The sequence below is a fragment of the Sandarakinorhabdus sp. genome, from assembly GCF_031422795.1.
In the GTDB taxonomy this organism is placed as follows: domain Bacteria; phylum Pseudomonadota; class Alphaproteobacteria; order Sphingomonadales; family Sphingomonadaceae; genus Sandarakinorhabdus.
In genome coordinates, this window is sequence record NZ_JANPML010000309.1 from 15879 (window position 1) to 32885 (window position 17007).

A 17007-nucleotide genomic window follows, 5' to 3' on the forward strand; every position below is an offset into this window, starting at 1 on the left:
TGTCCACATCCCCGCGAAACCGGCCGGGGTAAAGCGGCTCAGCCGCCTGCCAGCATCGCCTCGATCTGCTCAAGACGTTCCTTGCCGAAGAACATTTCGGTGCCGACATAAAAGGTCGGGATGCCGAAGGTGCCGCGCGCAACAGCCTGCTCGGTGTTGTCGATCAGCGCCTGCTTGATCACCGGGTCCTGCGTTTTGGCGGCGAGGGCTTCGGCATCAAAACCAGCCGCTGTCAGCACCGCCGCCACGGCTCCCGCGTCGCTCACGTCCAACCCATCCTCCCAGATGGCCGTCACCAGCGCTTCGATGAACCTGATTTGGTTATCGCCATCCAGCGCGATCAGCATCCGCAGCAGATTGACCGGATTGAACGGGAATTTCGCGTTCATCCGAAACCGCGTCAGGCCATGTTTGGCGATGAACCGGTTCATTTCCAGATTGGCATATTCATTCTTGCCCTTCACCTCGGCGTCGCGAATGAAGGGCGGGGCGTTGCCGGTCAATTTGTGCATCCCGCCCAGAAACGCTGGCGTGATCTTGATCTGCGCGCCCTGGCGCGCTGCCAGTTCGCGCAGCGGCTGCCACACCAGATAGGCGTTGGGGCTGACGAAATCGAAAATCAGTTCAATGGTCTTGGTCATTTTCCCTCTCCGGATGGGCAGGATTGCGATAGTGAACCGATTGGTTCAAAATTCAAGCATGGCCCGCCCTATCCAATTTGATCGAACCAAGGCCGTGGACCGCGCGCTCGTGCTGTTCTGGCGCAAGGGCTATCAAGCGACATCACTGGCCGATCTGTTGGCTGCGATGGGCATTGGCCGCAGCAGCTTCTATGCCGCCTTCACCGACAAGCGCAGCCTGTTCATCCACTGCCTCGATCTGTTTGCCCAGCGCACGACGGGCTTGATCGATGGTGCCAGCGCCAACAGGCCACCACTGGACGCGCTGCAGGATTTTTTCGAACGCAGCTTCGTTGGCACCCCCAGCCCCCGTGACCATTGGGGCTGCATGATGGTCAACAGTGTCACCGAACTGGCTGGCGTCGATGATGATCTGGCGGGCCGCGCCAGCCAGTATCTCGCCGCCCTGCAGAAACGGTTCCAGATGATGCTGGAGGACGCCGGCGCCGCGCCCGCCCAGGCCGAGGAACTGGCTGCCCTGCTGATGCTGATCAACGAAGGCATCCGCGTGTCCAGCCGCCGCCGCCTGCCCGGCGAACAGCTTCGGCAGCCCATTACCGCCACCTTCCGCCTGATCCGGAGCGCAGTTGCATGAGCAGCTTTGCGCCGCCCGCCCCGTTGACCAACTGCGTCCCGCAACAAACCCGCCCGGCAAGGAACTGATGTGGCCACGTCACCGAATTCGCCGTTCCTGACGGCCCCGATCGGCCCGACCATCCTGCGATTGGCGGCGCCGAACATCATTTCGATGGTGATGTCGTCGCTCACCATGATGACCGAGGCTTTCTATATCGGCCAGCTCGGCACCGCGCCGCTGGCCGGGCTGGCGCTGGCCTTTCCGATGATGATGCTGATGGGGATGCTGTCGGCAGGGGCGTTCGGCGGCACCATCACCGGCGCGGTGTCGCGGCGGCTGGGTGCCGGCGACCGGGCCGGTGCCGAAGAAGTGGCTGTGCATGCCGTGCTGTTGATGGTGGTGCTCGCCAGCATCTGCTCGGCGGTATTCTTGGCTGGCGGGCGAGTCATCTATGGCACGCTCGGCGGATCGGGCGCCGTGCTCGAACAGGCGCTGGCCTATTCCGATACCTTGTTCCTGGGTTGCATCAGCCTGTGGCTGTCCAACGCGCTGGCCGGCATCGTGCGCGCCACCGGCAACATGGCGGTGGCGGCCAAGATCGGCGTCATGGGGTCGTTCTTGCAGATCAGCATCGCCGGTGTTCTGGTGTTCGGCCTTGGCCCCTTCCCGCAAATGGGCATTGCCGGTGCGCCGGCCGGCATCATTGTCAGCAGCAGCATCTCAACCGTCCTGATGCTGATCTACCTCACGACCCGCTGCCGGGAACTGCGCCTGCACGTCACCGGCGTAAAACTGCACTGGGCCCCCATCATCGCAATCCTGCGGATTGGCGGGCTGGCGGCGATCAATCCGTTCTGCACGCTGGCATCGGTGCTGGTCGTCACGGCATCCATGGCGCGGTTTGGCACCGATGTGCTGGCAGGTTATGGCATTGGCGCGCGGCTGGAATTTCTGGTCGTGCCGATGGTGTTCGGTTTGGGCGCGGCCTCCACCGCCTTGGTTGGGGTGCATTTCGGCGCCCGGCAGTTCGCCCGCGCCCACCGTGTCGGCTGGACGGCGGCCGGTTTCAGCGCGATTCTGGCCGGCTCCATCGGTGCTGTCGCTGCCCTGTTTCCGGGCCTGTGGGCCAATCTGTTCACCGACGTCGAGGCGGTGCGTGCCGCCTGCCGCGCCTATCTGCAGACCGTCGCCCCCTTCTATGCCTTCTTCGGCGTGGCGACCTGCCTGTTCTTTGCCTCGCAGGGTGCCGGGCGGGTGGTGTGGCCGGTGATTGCCGCGGTGGTGCGCGTGGTGATCATCGTTGGCGGCAGCGTCTTTCTGGCCAGCAGTCCAGCGGCCGTGCCCAACGACTATTTCATGGTGATCGCCATCGGCATGATCGCTCATGCCGTGGTCACCGCCACCGCCATCCGGCTGGGCGCCTGGACACAAGGCACCCCGCTCGCCGCCCGATGAAAGCGCAAACCCTTGTTGCAAGGATGATTTTATGACCGACACGCAGCATCTGCAGGTTGACCGCCACGGCACGATTGTCACCGTGACGCTCAACCGCCCGGAACAGCGCAACGCCTTGTCGCTGCCACTCATGCTGGAGCTGACGCGAGTGCTGCAAGACATCGGCAGCAGCGATGCACGCGGGATCATCCTGGCCGCCAACGGCCCGGTGTTTTCGGCCGGGCATCATTTTGCCGACATGGCCGATCATTCGCATTCAGAGGTGCGTGATCTGTTCCGCATCTGCACCGAAATGATGGACCTGCTGCAGGCCCTGCCGCAGCCAGTGGTGGCCCGCGTGCACGGCCTTGCCACCGCAGCCGGCTGCCAGCTTGTCGCCACCTGCGATCTGGCTGTGGCGGGAGAAAGCGCCAGCTTTGCCCTGCCCGGCGGCAAGGGCGCCCTGTTCTGCCACACGCCGCTGGTCGCCGTGGCCCGCAATCTGGGCCGCAAGCGCGCGCTGGAGCTGGCGATGACTGGCGACCCCATCGATGCGCGCACGGCGGCTGATTGGGGCCTGATCAACCGCGTCGTGCCCGATGACCAATTGGAAGCCGCCACGCTCGACCTGATCACCCGCGCCACGCGCGGCCCCGCAGAGGCAAAGGCGGCAGGCAAGCAGGCCTATTATCAACAGATGGAGCTGCCGCAGCCCGCCGCCTATGCCCACGCGGGCGATGTGATGGCGCAAAACGCCGTGGGTGCGGCCGCGCAGGCCAGTTTCCGCGCCTTCCTCGACAAACGGAAGCCTTGAACCCGGGCCCGCATAGCCCCCCATAATTGGGCATCGACACGCTGCGGTGATTGGCTGTTCACTCCGCGTCAGACAGCAGCACAGCGCAGAGGCAGAACCATGCTCTACGAAGACATTCTCTACAGCGTCAGCGACGGTGTTGCCGTCATCACCCTGAACCGCCCAGATCGGCTCAACGCCTGGCGCGGGGAGATGGCCCGCGATGTGAAGGCTGCCATGCGCGCCGCCAGCGACGATGAGGCGGTGCGGGTGATCGTGCTCACCGGCGCTGGCCGCGGCTTCTGCGCCGGGGCCGACATGAACATGCTGCAGGCCATCCAGACCGACGGCGCTTCGGCCCGCGCCGCGGCGGGTCCGGCCGATTTCGACCCAGATGCCCGCGCCGATTTCCGCATGCAGAACAGCTGGTTTCCGTCCGTGCCCAAGCCGATCATCGGTGCCATCAACGGTGCCTGTGCCGGCCTCGGCATGGTCTATGCGCTCTACACTGATATCCGTTTTGCCTCTGATGCGGCCGTGTTCACCACCGCCTTTGCCAAGCGCGGGTTGATCGCGGAACATGGCATTTCCTGGCTGCTGCCGCGCCTGATCGGCTTTGCGGCGGCGGCTGATCTGCTGTTTTCATCGCGCAAGGTCGATGCCGCCGAAGCCCTGTCGCTGGGGCTGGTGACGCGGGTTTTCCCGGCGGCCGAATTCGAAGCCGGCGTGATGGCCTATGCCAGGTTGCTGGCCAATGATGTCTCGCCGCGTTCATTGCGTGAAATGAAGCGCGAGCTGTGGAACGCCCAATTGCAGTCGCTGGGCGAAGCCATCGCCGCCGCCGATGCCGACATGGCCGGCAGTTTCGCTTCCGATGATTTCAAGGAAGGCGTCGCGCATTTCCTCGAAAAACGGCCGGCGCGCTTTACCGGCCGCTAGACTGGCTCATTCCCACTCGATGGTGCCGGGCGGTTTCGACGTATAGTCATAGACCACGCGATTGATGCCCTTCACCTCGTTTACGAGGCGGGTAGCGGTGCGGGTGAGGAAGGCCGCTTCGAACGGGTAAACATCGGCGGTCATGCCATCGACGGACGTCACCGCACGCAGGCCGCACACCCGGTCATAGGTGCGGCCATCGCCCATTACGCCCACGGTGCGCACCGGCAGCAGCACGGCAAAGGCCTGCCAGATCTCGTCATACAGGCCAGCCTTGCGGATCTCGTCGAGGTAAACGGCGTCAGCCTTGCGCAGCGTGTCGCAGGCTTCCTTGGTCACTTCGCCGGGGATACGGATGGCAAGGCCGGGGCCGGGGAACGGGTGGCGGCCGACAAACGCCGGCGGCAGGCCGAGTTCGACACCCAGCCGGCGCACTTCGTCCTTGAACAACTCGCGCAGCGGTTCGACCAGCTTCATGTTCATGCGTTCCGGCAGACCGCCGACATTGTGGTGGCTCTTGATCGTCACGCTGGGGCCGCCAGTGAAGGAGACGCTCTCGATCACGTCCGGGTACAGCGTGCCCTGGGCGAGGAAGTCGGCCCCGCCGATCTTTTTCGCTTCGGATTCGAACACTTCGATGAAAGTCTTGCCGATGAATTTGCGCTTGGCTTCCGGATCGGTGACGCCGGCAAGGCCTGAAAGGAACATCTGCTCGGCTTCGACGTGGACCAACGGAATATGATAATGTTCGCGGAACAGCGTGACCACCTGTTCGGCTTCGCCCAGCCGCATCAGGCCATGATCGACGAACACGCAGGTGAGTTGATCACCAATGGCTTCGTGGATCAACACGGCCGCCACGGCCGAATCGACCCCGCCCGACAGGCCGCAGATCACTTTGGCCGAACCGACCTGTTCGCGGATTTCGGCGATCTTGGCGGCGCGGAAACCAGCCATCGACCAGTTCGGCGTGATGCCGCAGACATTGACGACGAAATTCTTCAACAGCGCCGCACCATCGGCGGTGTGCACCACTTCCGGGTGGAACTGCACGCCATACCGGCGGGCTTCGTCGTTGGCGATGGCAGCAAAGGGCGCGCCGGCGCTGGTGGCAACGGCGCGGAACCCGGCCGGGATGGCTTCGATGCGGTCACCGTGGCTCATCCACACGGTCGGGCGGTCGCCCTTGGCCCAAACGCCGGCGAAAAAGGCGCAATCATCGACGATATCGATTTCGGCGCGGCCAAATTCACGGTGATCAGATGCCACCACCGAGCCGCCGAGCTGATGGCACAGCGATTGTTCACCATAGCAGATGCCCAGCAGCGGCACATCTGCAGCCAGCACGGCATCGGGAATGCGCGGGCCATTGGCGTCGCTGATATTGGCCGGGCTGCCCGACAATATGACCCCCTTGGGGGCCATCCGGGCGAAGGCTTCCGCACCTTTACCGAAAGGGACGATTTCGCAATAAACGCCCACTTCGCGGACGCGCCGCGCGATGAGCTGCGTCACCTGGCTGCCGAAATCGAGGATGAGGATCGATGAGTCTGGCGTGTGCATCGCGAGCGCTTAAAGCGAGGCGTCGCCGGGCGCAACCACCAGCGGCAACAACAGCTGCCGCCACGCATCGGGCAGCGGTGCCGGGCGACGGGTGGCCCGGTCAACATAGACATGGATGAAATGGCCTTCCGCCGCCGGGGCGTCGTGGCCTTCGGTGAACAGGCCAACTTCCCAACGCACGCTGCTGTTGCCCAGCCTGGTGATGCGGATGCCGGCTTCGACGGTTTCCGGGAACGCCACGGATCGGTGATATTTGCAGCCGGTTTCCACCACCAGGCCGATGGGGTTTCCATGATGGATATCAAGCAGGCCTGATTCGATCAGCCAGGCGTTCACCACCGTGTCGAACCAGCTATAATAGACCACGTTGTTGACGTGGCCGTAGGCATCATTGTCCATCCAGCGGGTGGGGATGAGGCGCGTGGCGCGATAATCGGAGCGGGTGGTCGGCATGGCCGCTGCAATGCCAGCGATTCGGCTGGAAGGCAAAACGCCGCCACAAAAAACCCGGCCATTTCTGGCCGGGTCTTTGGTGGGGTGGTGGAGCCTAACGGGATCGAACCGTTGACCTCTACAATGCCATCGTAGCGCTCTCCCAGCTGAGCTAAGGCCCCACATTCCCCCAAGGGATCTGGTAGTTGGTCGCTGCTGTTACCAGCAACGCCGGGAGCGGCCGGTTAGGCGATGTTTCGCGGCCTTGCAAGCCCGAAATTCGCTGAACCGGCCGATATTCTCAATTCTCGTCTTGGGTGCCTTCGGACACGACACCCAGATCATCATCGTCGCCAAGGTCAACATCGGCATCGGCTTCACCGGCTTCGACGTCGGCGTCTTCGATCTCCAGATCTTCATCAACCGCCACTTCGGCTTCAGCGGCCTGCGGCTTGCTGGCTTCGAATGGCGTCGTCTGCTTGGATTTCAGAACCGGTTCCGGCGCCCAGGCAAAGCCGCAGGAAATGCAAGCCACCGGGTCTTCCTTGCCCAGATCATAGAATCGGGTGTTGCATTTCGGACAGGCACGCTTGGTGCCCCATTCAGCCTTGACCATATCGTCTCCGTGCAGCCCCGCATGTCGCGCGGCAAAAGCCAAAAGCAGGGCGGGCCGCAGCCCGCCCCGAAGAACCCGGCGCATTGCCACAGCCGGAAAGCCCTGTCAAAGCGCCCCATCATGAGTCACGCTGCCGATGGAAATCCCGCCCCGCTGTGTCTGGCTGTTACCGGGCCGCTCAGCGGCGACGTCACCGTGCCCGGCGACAAGTCGATCAGCCACCGATCGCTGATGCTGGGCGCGCTGGCCGTGGGCGAAACCCGCATCACCGGGCTTTTGGAAGGCGAAGACGTGCTCGCCACGGCGGCCGCCATGCGGGCGATGGGCGCACAGATCAACCGCAGCGATGATGGCGAGTGGCGCGTGAGCGGCGTTGGTGTCGGCGGCCTGCTGCAGCCCGCCACCGCGCTCGACATGGGCAACAGCGGCACCTCCACCCGCCTGCTGATGGGCCTGGTTGCCTCGCACCCGATCACCGCGACGTTTACCGGCGATGCCAGCCTGTCGGGCCGGCCCATGGGGCGGGTGATCACGCCGCTCTCGCTCATGGGCGCTTCCATCGCGGCGACTCCCGGGCCAGGGCGGCAAACGCTCCCCCTCACCCTCACCGGCGCCTGCCCGGCGGTTGCGCTCACCTACACGCTGCCGGTGGCTTCGGCGCAGGTGAAATCGGCGATCTTGCTGGCCGGCCTCAACACGCCGGGCGAAACGACCATCATCGAACCCATCCCCACTCGCGACCATTCGGAACGGATGCTGGCCGGGTTCGGCGCCCGATTGTCGGTCACGCAATCACCGCAGGGCCGCATCATCACCCTTTCTGGCGAGGCGGAGTTGCGGCCCCAAACCATCGTGGTGCCCGGCGATCCGTCGTCGGCGGCTTTCCCGATGGTGGCTGCACTGATCGTGCCGGGCAGCAACATCACCATCCGCAATGTCGGCATCAATCCCACCCGCGCCGGCCTGATCACCGTATTGCAAGCGATGGGCGGCGATATCCGCCTGTTGAACGAACGCAGTGTAGGGGGCGAGCCAGTGGCCGATCTGCACGTCCGCCACAGCGCGCTGACCGGCATCGAGGTGCCGCCCGATGGCGCACCGAGCATGATCGACGAATATCCGGTGCTTTTCGTCGCCGCCGCCTTTGCACAGGGCCGCACGGTGATGCGCGGCCTGGAAGAATTGCGCGTCAAGGAATCGGATCGCATCGCGGTGATGGCCCAAGGGCTGACAGCCTGCGGCATATGCTGTGAGGAGCTGGAAGACGGCCTGATCGTCGAAGGCCGCGCCGGTGATCCCGTCCCCGGCGGCGCCACAATTGCCGCCCGGCTCGATCATCGCATCGCCATGAGCTTTGCCGTGCTGGGCCTCAACGTGCGTCAGCCCGTGACCATTGACGATGCCCGCCCGATTGCAACGAGCTTTCCGACATTTGTAACGATGATGGAACGACTTGGCTGCGTACTTTCCCCAGTAACACATCGTTGATTGCCCGCGCCGCGCCGCCGCTGCCATACGGCAGCGCCGGCCGCCCCATCCGGGCCCGGAGCGCAGCATCCCCCAGCACAGCCCGCGCAGTGGCAATGATCGCCGCAGCCTCGCAGCCCACCAGCATCGAATTGCCACTGGCAATCGCTTCGGGCCGTTCGGTCACGTCGCGCAGCACGAGGCACGGCAGGCCCAACGCCGGCGCTTCTTCCTGAACGCCGCCCGAATCGGTGAGGACCAATGTCGCGCGGCCCATCAGCGCAACAAATGCAGCATAGGCCAGCGGCGGCAGCAGGTGAATATTCGCCCGCCCTTCCAGCCTTGCCCGCACCGGGCCCGAGATGGCGGGACTGGGATGCACTGGCAGGATGATCTCGGCCTCATCGGCAAGTTCGGTCAGCGCATCCAGCACGGCAGCCAGCTTGCGCCCCTGATTCTCGCGGCGATGCACCGTCGCGAGCAGCCATGGCCGCGTGATGGGGATTCCGGCCAGCGGCGCGCTTGCAGAATTGGCCAGCCATTGGTCAGTCGCGAGCCGTTCCTGCATCAGCAGCAAGGCATCGATACCGCTGTTGCCGGTGACATGGATGCCATCTGTCACCCCTTCGTTCCGCAATGCCGCTGCCGCCACTTCGGTTGGCGCGAAATGCAGATCGGCCATCTGCGCCGCCAGTTTGCGATGCATCTCTTCGGGGTGCGGATCGTGTGTGCCGGTGCGCAACCCGGCCTCGACGTGCGCTACGGGTACCCCGGCATAACGCGCCGCCAGCGCCCCGGCAAAGGTCGAACTCGTATCGCCCTGCACCACCACGATCGCCGGCTGGCTGGCCCGGATCACATCGGCCAGCATCGGTACCAGGCGACCAACCACCAAGTCTGGCGTGGCCGCCATTACCCCCAGATCATGATCCGCCTGCAACCCAAAGCCGGCCAAAGCTTCGTCAAACAAGTCGCGATGCTGGCCGGTGGCCACCAACAGCGGCGTTTCCCCGCGCGCTTGCAAGTCCAGTATCAATGGCGCCAGCTTCACCGCCTCCGGGCGGGTGCCGGCAATGAACAGAATCGTGCCGGGTTGGCCCACACCGGTGCCGTATTCCTGATTGCGAGCAAGGGTCATCGTTCACCTAGACTGTGACGGACCCTGCGCCCGTATTGGCGCAACGCGCCGGCCATGCCAATGCCCTTGCGCCACTTTTCTGCACCAAGATCAGAATTGGCATATGGCCCACGCCATTTTCTGTTCCAGCAATCCGCCCGCGGCCTTACCCTCGGAGGCCGGCTCAACCCGCGATGCAAGGGTTTTGCCGCGCCTGTACGTTATGGTGTAACAAAATTGTAAAATGTCGTGCGCGCGGCCGGGGACAGAAGTGGCAGCACTGGATTTCATTGTCGGAGGCATCCCGCGCGGCGGCACGACGGCGTTTGCCGATGCGTTCAACCAGCATCCGGAAATCTATTGCCATGCGTCTGAAACGCATCTGCTGCCCTTTGCAGCGGAAATTGCAGCCACATCGGCGGTAACAGCGGCCGCCGTACCAGCGGTGTGCGAGGAGCTGCGGCGGCGCCTGCGGATCAACCTGATCGAATTGGTGGAATTCAATCTGCAATTGGGCAGCCCGATGCCGGATTTGCGCTTTAGCGATCGTGATATCGATCTGCTGGCAGTTGAAATGACTCGACCGCTTGGCGAAGGCTGCACGGGGCTGGCTTATGCAAATCAGCTTGGTGCGATCCTGGCCCGCGAACTGCGCCAGCGTTCGGGCAAGCGAGTAGTAGGGGAAAAGACGCCCAGCAATGTTCTGGCACTTGATCGGCTCGGATGGAATGCGACACGCGCCGCATCGCCGCCAGTGTTTGTGGTCGTCAGGCGGCCATTTGCGGTAATCAATTCGATGCAGGTACGGCTTGCCAATCCCGAAGATGTGTACAGCGCTAATTTCAGTGGCAATATCGCTGAACAGGCGGGATATTTTGTCCGGCACGCCTTGGCCTGCGCGCGGTTGGTGCAGGCCGGCGCCCAGCTCTATCGCTATGAAAACCTCAACGGCAATCCGCAGTTGTATATCCGCAAGGCGCTGGACAGCATCGGGGTTGCCGGCAATGATCGCATCGCTCACAGCCTTGCACAAACCATCAACTTTCGTGGCCTGCCAGACAGTCGTTCTCAGTTCACATCGCGCGATCAGGCCTTGATCGATGCGATAACCAGGCCGGCGCTTGATCAACTGGGCTATGGGCGCGATCCCGCAAGCCAGGCCGAAGCGTTGGCGATGGATTGCGGCTGGCACGTGATTGCCGGCATGTATCCTGATGGCCTTGTCGAACGTCGATCGGTTGTGTTGCTGGTAACCGAGCAGCAGCACAGCCGCGCCGTCCTGCAGGTGTGGCACCGGTTTCCGCCTTCGGTTGCCGGCGCCGACACGCATGTCGGCTGGACGGTTCATGCCACTGATGGTCGGCCTTTGGCCACGGGCAGCGCCATGGGTAGCGGCCCGGCAACGATTGAGCTGGCTTTCGATCTGGATGCCGAGGCTTGCCACTGCTGCAGCAACGGCAATCTGCTGTTGGTCGTGGAACTGTGCTGCACGCACGATTTTGTGCCGATGGCGCATCCTGATGCGCAAGACGGCGCTTCAACTGATGTGCGCGCTATCTCGGGCCAGCTCTTGCACGTGGAGTTCGATTGACGCCTTGGAATTGCGGTGACGGAGCACTCAATTGCCCCCAACACGCCCGACAAACCTACCCTCTCAAACGCCTGGAGAGCGAAACTCTCACCTGCGCGCTGTCGTTCGCGGCGCTCTTCAGTGGTATCACGGGCAATCCGCGGACAGCTTGCTTATCTCACCATCACTGTCCCCGCCCCTCCCGATCTGCCGCCGCTATCACCAGCAGCAGCACAATCAACGCCACGCTATATTCTGAACCACCGGTGCCGTGTTCGCCGACAAACCAGCCCAGATTGCGATGGATCAGCACGATGCCGGTGAAGGCGATGGCAAACAACGCTGTCGCCGCCAGCCGCACATGGCGATTGGCAATCAGCAGGGTGCCGGCAACAAGCTCGGTCATGGTGATGGCCCACACGATCAATTCGCCCTGGGGGAAACCCTGTGACTCCATGAACACGCCAAATTGCGGAATCGTGCCTTTCACGATGCGCACCACGGCATGCGCCATGAAAAATCCGGCGGTCGCGATGCGCGCAACCATCAGGGACTGCGCCAACGAAATGAAGGGAAACCGGCTGATCATCTGAAACTATGCCCCCGTACCGCGTGCCCACTGCCGCCCACAAAACCTACACACCGGTCATTGTTTACGCTGGTTGAACAAGCTTTGCGGTGCCGGCCCGCCCTTGCCCTGCCCGGCCCTGCCCGCTAACCCCGCCGCGTGAACACGCTCCCTCCCCTCGTCATCGCCGTCGATGGGCCCGCCGCCAGCGGCAAGGGCACCATCGCCAAGGCACTCGCCCGGCATTATGGCCTGCCGTTCATGGACACCGGCAAATTGTATCGCGCCTGCGGGCTGGCGGTGCGGCTGGGTGGCCACGATCCCTATGATGCCGACGCCGCGGCGCAGGCGGCGCGCAGCCTTGATCCGGCTTTGCTGGATGACCCCGATCTGATGAGCGCGCTGAACAGCGATTATGCCTCGATCGTGTCCAGTCATCCGGCGGTGCGGGCAGCGTTGTTCGATGTGCAGCGCCGCTTTGCCCAGCAGGCCGGCGGCGCGGTGCTGGATGGGCGGGATATCGGCACGGTGATCGCGCCGGATGCCATCGCCAAATTGTTTGTGACGGCGGCGCCTGAGGTGCGGGCCCAGCGCCGCTATGCTGAACAGGCCGGGCGCGGGTCAGACCAGACGCTGGCGGATGTGCTGGCTGACATTCATGCCCGTGATGCCCGCGATTCCGGGCGCTCTGCCGCGCCGTTGGTGCAGGCCAGCGATGCCGCCTTGCTTGATACCAGCAATCTCGATATAGCCGCCGCCGTCGCTGCTGCGATTGCCTTGGTTGAAAAGGCACGCGCACAGCGTCGCCGGTAAAGGTCAATCGGCGTCCCGGCAGGGTTTTCCCTGTACGGGCGTTTGGCTTTTTTCCGGTTTCTCTTGAGCGGCTGGCATGGTGCCACCGCGACGGCGATGAACGACGGGCAATGGTGCCTTGTCGAGGGGTTTCGTGGGAAAGGGCCATTATCCGGCCCTTGTTTTCCCGCGCCAATCCCAATTGAAGGTGAATTATACTTTATGGCTACCTCTGCCCAGCCGACCCGTGATGATTTTGCGGCTATGCTTGATGCCTCGCTCGGTGAGAACCAGAGCTTTGAAGGCCGTGTTGTCCGCGGTGTTGTCACCGCGCTGGAAAATGAATTTGTCGTTATCGACGTCGGCTTGAAGAGCGAGGGCCGCGTGCCCCTGCGCGAATTCGCCGGGCTTGATGGCACGTCCGACCTCAAGGTTGGCGACGAAGTCGAAGTGTTCGTTGACCGCGTTGAAAACGCCAATGGCGAAGCCATGCTGTCGCGCGACCGTGCGCGCCGTGAAGCCAGCTGGGATGCGCTGGAAACCAAGTTCGCCGCTGGCGAGCGCGTCGAAGGGGTCATCTTCGGCCGGGTCAAGGGCGGCTTCACCGTCGATCTTGGCGGCGCCGTGGCCTTCCTGCCCGGCAGCCAGGTCGATATCCGCCCGGTGCGCGATGTCACCCCGCTGATGAACCTGCCGCAGCCCTTCCAGGTGCTGAAGATGGACCGCAAGCGCGGCAACATCGTGGTGTCGCGCCGCTCGATCCTCGAAGAATCGCGCGCCGAAGCCCGCACCGGCCTGATCAGCAGCCTGGCTGAAGGCCAGATCGTTGACGGCACCGTGAAGAACATCACCGATTATGGTGCGTTCGTGGATCTGGGCGGCATCGACGGCCTGCTGCACGTGACCGACATGAGCTACAAGCGCGTCAACCACCCGTCCGAAGTGCTGAACATCGGCGACGTGCTGCGCGTGCAGATCGTGCGCATCAACCGCGAAACCCAGCGCATCAGCCTGGGCATGAAGCAGCTGGAAGCCGATCCCTGGACGACCGCTGCCGCCAAGTACGCCGTGGACACCAAGCACAAGGGCCGCGTGACCAACATCACCGAGTATGGCGCCTTTGTGGAACTGGAAGCCGGCATCGAAGGCCTGGTCCATGTTTCGGAAATGAGTTGGGTGAAGAAGAATGTTCACCCCGGCAAGATTGTTTCGACCAGCCAGGAAGTCGAAGTCATCGTGCTGGAAGTCGACGAAGAAAAGCGTCGCATCAGCCTTGGCCTCAAGCAGGCCCAGCGCAATCCGTGGGAAGTGTTTGCTGAAACCCACCCGGTCGGCACGATCGTGGAAGGTGAAGTCAAGAACGCCACCGAATTCGGCCTGTTCATCGGTCTCGACGGCGACGTCGACGGGATGGTGCACATGAGCGACATCGCCTGGGGGATGACCGGCGAAGGCGCCTTGGCCCGCCACCACAAGGGCGAGCGCGTCACGGCCCGCGTGCTGGAAGTGGACATCGAGAAGGAACGCATCAGCCTGGGCATCAAGCAGCTTGATGAGCAGGGCGGCACGGGCGCTGCCGTGGGCACCCGCAACACCACCGGCGGTGACTGGAAGAAGAACGACATCGTCACGGTGACCGTGGTTGCGGCCCGCGATGGCGGTCTTGATGTCAAGATCGGCGAAGATGGCATGGATTGCTACATCAAGCGCAACGATCTCAGCCGCGACCGCGAAGACCAGAAGGCCGAGCGTTTCCAGCCCGGCCAGAAGGTTGACGCCATGGTGGTTGGCTTTGAAAAGGGCCGCAAGCCGATGCTGAGCATCAAGGCGCTGCAGATCACCGAGGAAAAGGAAGCCGTGGCGCAATACGGCACCTCCGATTCGGGTGCGACGCTGGGCAACATCCTGGGCGCGGCCTTCAACAAGGCCCGCGAGGAATCCGAAAAGAGCTGATCACGCTTTTTTCGGCAGACCAACGAAATGCGCCCCGGCAGCCGGTCTGCCGGGGCGTTTTTCGTTGGTGTTCTGCCGCCGCGCGCGCCCTGCCGGGCGATTATGGCACGACGGTTGCGCTTTTTTGACAGGCGCGCCTTGACCATCCCCGCCAATACATTAGAATTAAGAGCTTATTGGGGGGACTGCGCCGGGGTGGCGCCAAGCGAGGTAGGCCCAAATGATCAGGTCTGAACTGGTTGCCGTCGTCGCCGAACAGAATCCGCATCTGACCATCAAGGATGTCGAGCGCATCGTCGCGACCATCTTTGACGAGATCACTGATGCCCTGGCTGGCGGTCGGCGGGTTGAATTGCGCGGTTTCGGCGCGTTTTCCACTCGCGAGCGCGACCCGCGCACCGGCCGCAACCCGCGCACCGGCGCCGCCGTGAAGGTGGATGCCAAAAAGGTGCCCTATTTCAAGCCGGGCAAGGAATTACGCGAGCGCCTGAACGGCTGATCGCCCCGGTCCCGACCCGAATTGACTTGGGCCGGATCACCGGTCACTCAAGCGGGCGTGGCGGAACCGGTAGACGCAGCGGACTTAAAATCCGCTTTCCCAACGGAAGTGCGGGTTCGAGTCCCGCCGCCCGCACCATTTTTGTTTGCGCGATGCCGCCCGCCAACCCATCGCGCGGGTTCGACTTCGCTCCGCTCAGCCGCACCAGATTTGCAGGAAGTATAACGATGGCCCTGCCTGCCATTTCCTTGATCGGCATCCCGACTGACCAGCACAGCAGCTTCCTGCGCGGGCCGGCGCAGGCGCCAGCGGCCATCCGCGCCGCGCTGGCCAGCCCGCACGGCAACAGCGCCACCGAACGCGGCACCGAAATCGGCCATGATTTCCACATCATCGATTGCGGCGATGTCGCCATTTCCGAAGATGCCGGAGATGATGATCGCATCCGCGCCGCCATCACCGCCTGCCCCGGCCCGCTGATCGCCCTGGGCGGCGATCACGCCATCAGCTTTCCGGTGGTCGAAACCCTGGCCCGCCGCCACGGCGCCTTCGACATATTGCACTTTGACGCCCACCCCGATCTCTATGACGAACTGGACGGCAACCGCCGCTCTCATGCCTCGCCATTTGCGCGCATCATGGAAGGCGGCCATGCCCGCCGGCTGGTGCAGGTGGGCATCCGCACGCTGAACCAGCATTGCCGCGAACAGGCGGCGCGGTTCGGCGTGGAGATCATCGAAGCCCGGCATTTCCGCGATGATTGGCGGCCGCACTTTGATCGGCCATTGTACGTCTCCATCGATATCGACTCGCTCGATCCGGCCTTTGCGCCGGGCGTTTCGCACCATGAACCAGGCGGCCTCACCGTGCGTCAAATCGTCGACATCCTGCTCGACCTGAAAACGCCGATCATCGGCGGTGACGTGGTGGAACTGAACCCGACGCGCGACATCAATGGCATGACCGCTGTGGTCGCTGCCAAGCTGGTGAAGGAACTGGCCGCCGCCATGGCCGCCAATCCAGCGGCCTGATGGGGTGGCGTTAACGCCGCATTCCCTTGCAATCCGCGCCGCAAAAGCCGATTGTGTTTAGAAGTTGGGTGAATTCTGAGGTGATTCCCGCATTGTGCCGGTGGCATGGTCGGTTTCACAACGGGCTTTGAACTTCTGGCCATCCGGTTCGATGGCGGTTTTTTGATCAGGCCACCGGGTCCGTTGGTTTTGGCGCGGTGGTTGGGGATAATAAATGTCCGAAGGCAGTGGTTGGGTCGAGATTGTGCTGTTGGCGTTGCTGGCGGCTTTCATCGGTCTGCGCCTCGTGTCCGTGCTGGGTAAGCGCACCGGTCAGGAGCGTCCGATCGGCGATTCGTTCCGGCCCAGCGCCGAAGTGACCGCGCCGCCGCGCCGCGAAGCCGAACGGCCCGTGCGCGGGCAGTTGCTGCTGCCGCCCGGCACTGATCGTGGCCTGTTGCCGGCTCTGGAAGCCGTGGCTGATGCCGATCCCGGTTTTGCCCCTGATCGGTTCCTTGCCGGCGCGCGCAGCGCCTATGGCCTGATCCTTGAAGCCTTCTGGGCCGGCGATCTTTCCGGCCTGGCCAGCCTCGTGTCGGACGAAGTGCATCACAATCTGTCGTCGGCCATCGAAGCGCGCGGCAGTGGCCGCCTGCCCAACCGGTTGATCAGCGTCGGCGCTGCCGGCCTTCGCGATGCGACGGTTGTTGGCCAGATGGTGGAAGTGACCGTGGCGTTTGTCGCCCGCATCGCCACCAGCGACGGCGAAACCGAAACCCGCGATCTGTGGACCTTCAGCCGGCTGGCCGGCAGCACCGATCCGGCCTGGGTGCTGATCGCCACCGACAATGAAGACGACAGCGACCAGATGCCACCTGATCATCTGGGCGACGACAGCACCACCGCCGGCTGATCGTTCCACCATGCGCCGGTTGCTTGCCCTGGCCGGCCTGCTGCTGCTGGCGGCCTGCGCCGGCAAACCGGCCCTGCCGCCCAC

At 63.6% G+C, this 17007-nt stretch carries 17 protein-coding genes and 2 tRNA genes; 12 read left to right on the forward strand and 7 right to left on the reverse strand.

The genetic code is table 11. The features are described from left to right. Positions 1–38 precede the first annotated feature (38 nt). On the reverse strand, positions 39–641 hold the full coding sequence (locus tag RMO81_RS11175; protein WP_310475945.1) for a 2-hydroxychromene-2-carboxylate isomerase: 603 nt from the start codon (positions 639–641) through the stop codon (positions 39–41). A 94-nt stretch (positions 642–735) separates the two neighbouring features. Here RMO81_RS11175 and RMO81_RS11180 point away from each other — a divergent pair, with 94 nt between their 5' ends. From RMO81_RS11180 to RMO81_RS11195, 4 genes are all read left to right on the forward strand, one after another. Then, positions 736–1275 (forward strand): TetR/AcrR family transcriptional regulator, encoded by a 540-nt coding sequence (locus RMO81_RS11180; RefSeq protein ID WP_310475946.1) that lies wholly within the window; start codon positions 736–738, stop codon positions 1273–1275. 69 nt (positions 1276–1344) lie between these two features. Beyond that, positions 1345–2712, forward strand: a complete 1368-nt coding sequence (locus tag RMO81_RS11185; RefSeq protein ID WP_310475947.1) for an MATE family efflux transporter — start codon at positions 1345–1347, stop codon at positions 2710–2712. Positions 2713–2743: 31 nt separating this feature from the next. Continuing rightward, a complete protein-coding gene (locus RMO81_RS11190; protein ID WP_310475949.1) occupies positions 2744–3505 on the forward strand; it encodes an enoyl-CoA hydratase-related protein in 762 nt (253 codons plus the stop codon). A 99-nt stretch (positions 3506–3604) separates the two neighbouring features. Then, entirely contained in the window at positions 3605–4423 is an 819-nt protein-coding gene (locus RMO81_RS11195; protein ID WP_310475950.1) for an enoyl-CoA hydratase, read from the forward strand. A 6-nt stretch (positions 4424–4429) separates the two neighbouring features. On the opposite strand, the gene guaA is transcribed toward RMO81_RS11195, so the two are convergent. The 4 genes from guaA to RMO81_RS11215 all read right to left on the reverse strand — a co-directional run bounded on the left by guaA (position 4430) and on the right by RMO81_RS11215 (position 7034). Beyond that, positions 4430–5986 carry a glutamine-hydrolyzing GMP synthase gene (gene guaA / locus RMO81_RS11200; RefSeq protein WP_310475951.1) on the reverse strand — a complete coding sequence of 519 codons (1557 nt, stop codon included), beginning with the start codon at positions 5984–5986 and terminating at the stop codon, positions 4430–4432. Positions 5987–5995: 9 nt separating this feature from the next. After that, positions 5996–6439 (reverse strand): thioesterase family protein, encoded by a 444-nt coding sequence (locus RMO81_RS11205; protein ID WP_310475952.1) that lies wholly within the window; start codon positions 6437–6439, stop codon positions 5996–5998. Positions 6440–6524: 85 nt separating this feature from the next. Beyond that, a tRNA-Ala gene (locus RMO81_RS11210) sits at positions 6525–6600 on the reverse strand. Between the two features lie 119 nt (positions 6601–6719). Beyond that, positions 6720–7034 carry a TIGR02300 family protein gene (locus RMO81_RS11215; protein WP_310475953.1) on the reverse strand — a complete coding sequence of 105 codons (315 nt, stop codon included), beginning with the start codon at positions 7032–7034 and terminating at the stop codon, positions 6720–6722. Positions 7035–7154: 120 nt separating this feature from the next. Between RMO81_RS11215 and aroA the strand changes: the two genes are divergently transcribed. Further along, positions 7155–8522, forward strand: coding sequence for a 3-phosphoshikimate 1-carboxyvinyltransferase (gene aroA / locus RMO81_RS11220; RefSeq protein WP_310475955.1), 1368 nt, complete (start codon positions 7155–7157; stop codon positions 8520–8522). Here aroA and wecB read toward each other — a convergent pair. After that, positions 8404–9639, reverse strand: coding sequence for a non-hydrolyzing UDP-N-acetylglucosamine 2-epimerase (gene wecB / locus RMO81_RS11225; protein WP_310475957.1), 1236 nt, complete (start codon positions 9637–9639; stop codon positions 8404–8406). The two genes, aroA and wecB, sit on opposite strands and share 119 nt — an antisense overlap. Positions 9640–9889: 250 nt before the next feature. Here wecB and RMO81_RS11230 point away from each other — a divergent pair, with 250 nt between their 5' ends. Continuing rightward, positions 9890–11209: a sulfotransferase gene (locus RMO81_RS11230; RefSeq protein WP_310475958.1), complete on the forward strand. Its 1320-nt coding sequence runs from the start codon at positions 9890–9892 to the stop codon at positions 11207–11209. A 163-nt stretch (positions 11210–11372) separates the two neighbouring features. Here the strand turns inward: RMO81_RS11230 and RMO81_RS11235 are convergent, their stop codons facing one another. Further along, positions 11373–11735: a DoxX family protein gene (locus RMO81_RS11235; protein WP_310475960.1), complete on the reverse strand. Its 363-nt coding sequence runs from the start codon at positions 11733–11735 to the stop codon at positions 11373–11375. A 180-nt stretch (positions 11736–11915) separates the two neighbouring features. Here RMO81_RS11235 and cmk point away from each other — a divergent pair, with 180 nt between their 5' ends. From cmk to RMO81_RS11265, 6 genes are all read left to right on the forward strand, one after another. Next, a complete protein-coding gene (gene cmk, locus RMO81_RS11240; protein WP_310475961.1) occupies positions 11916–12569 on the forward strand; it encodes a (d)CMP kinase in 654 nt (217 codons plus the stop codon). 201 nt (positions 12570–12770) lie between these two features. After that, entirely contained in the window at positions 12771–14501 is a 1731-nt protein-coding gene (rpsA, locus tag RMO81_RS11245; RefSeq protein WP_310475963.1) for a 30S ribosomal protein S1, read from the forward strand. 220 nt (positions 14502–14721) lie between these two features. Further along, positions 14722–15000 (forward strand): integration host factor subunit beta, encoded by a 279-nt coding sequence (ihfB, locus tag RMO81_RS11250; protein ID WP_310475964.1) that lies wholly within the window; start codon positions 14722–14724, stop codon positions 14998–15000. 51 nt (positions 15001–15051) lie between these two features. Continuing rightward, positions 15052–15138 (forward strand) — tRNA-Leu (locus tag RMO81_RS11255). Positions 15139–15227: 89 nt separating this feature from the next. Next, entirely contained in the window at positions 15228–16031 is an 804-nt protein-coding gene (locus tag RMO81_RS11260; RefSeq protein ID WP_310475966.1) for an arginase family protein, read from the forward strand. 214 nt (positions 16032–16245) lie between these two features. Then, positions 16246–16923: a Tim44/TimA family putative adaptor protein gene (locus RMO81_RS11265; RefSeq protein WP_310475967.1), complete on the forward strand. Its 678-nt coding sequence runs from the start codon at positions 16246–16248 to the stop codon at positions 16921–16923. The last annotated feature ends 84 nt before the right edge of the window (positions 16924–17007 follow it).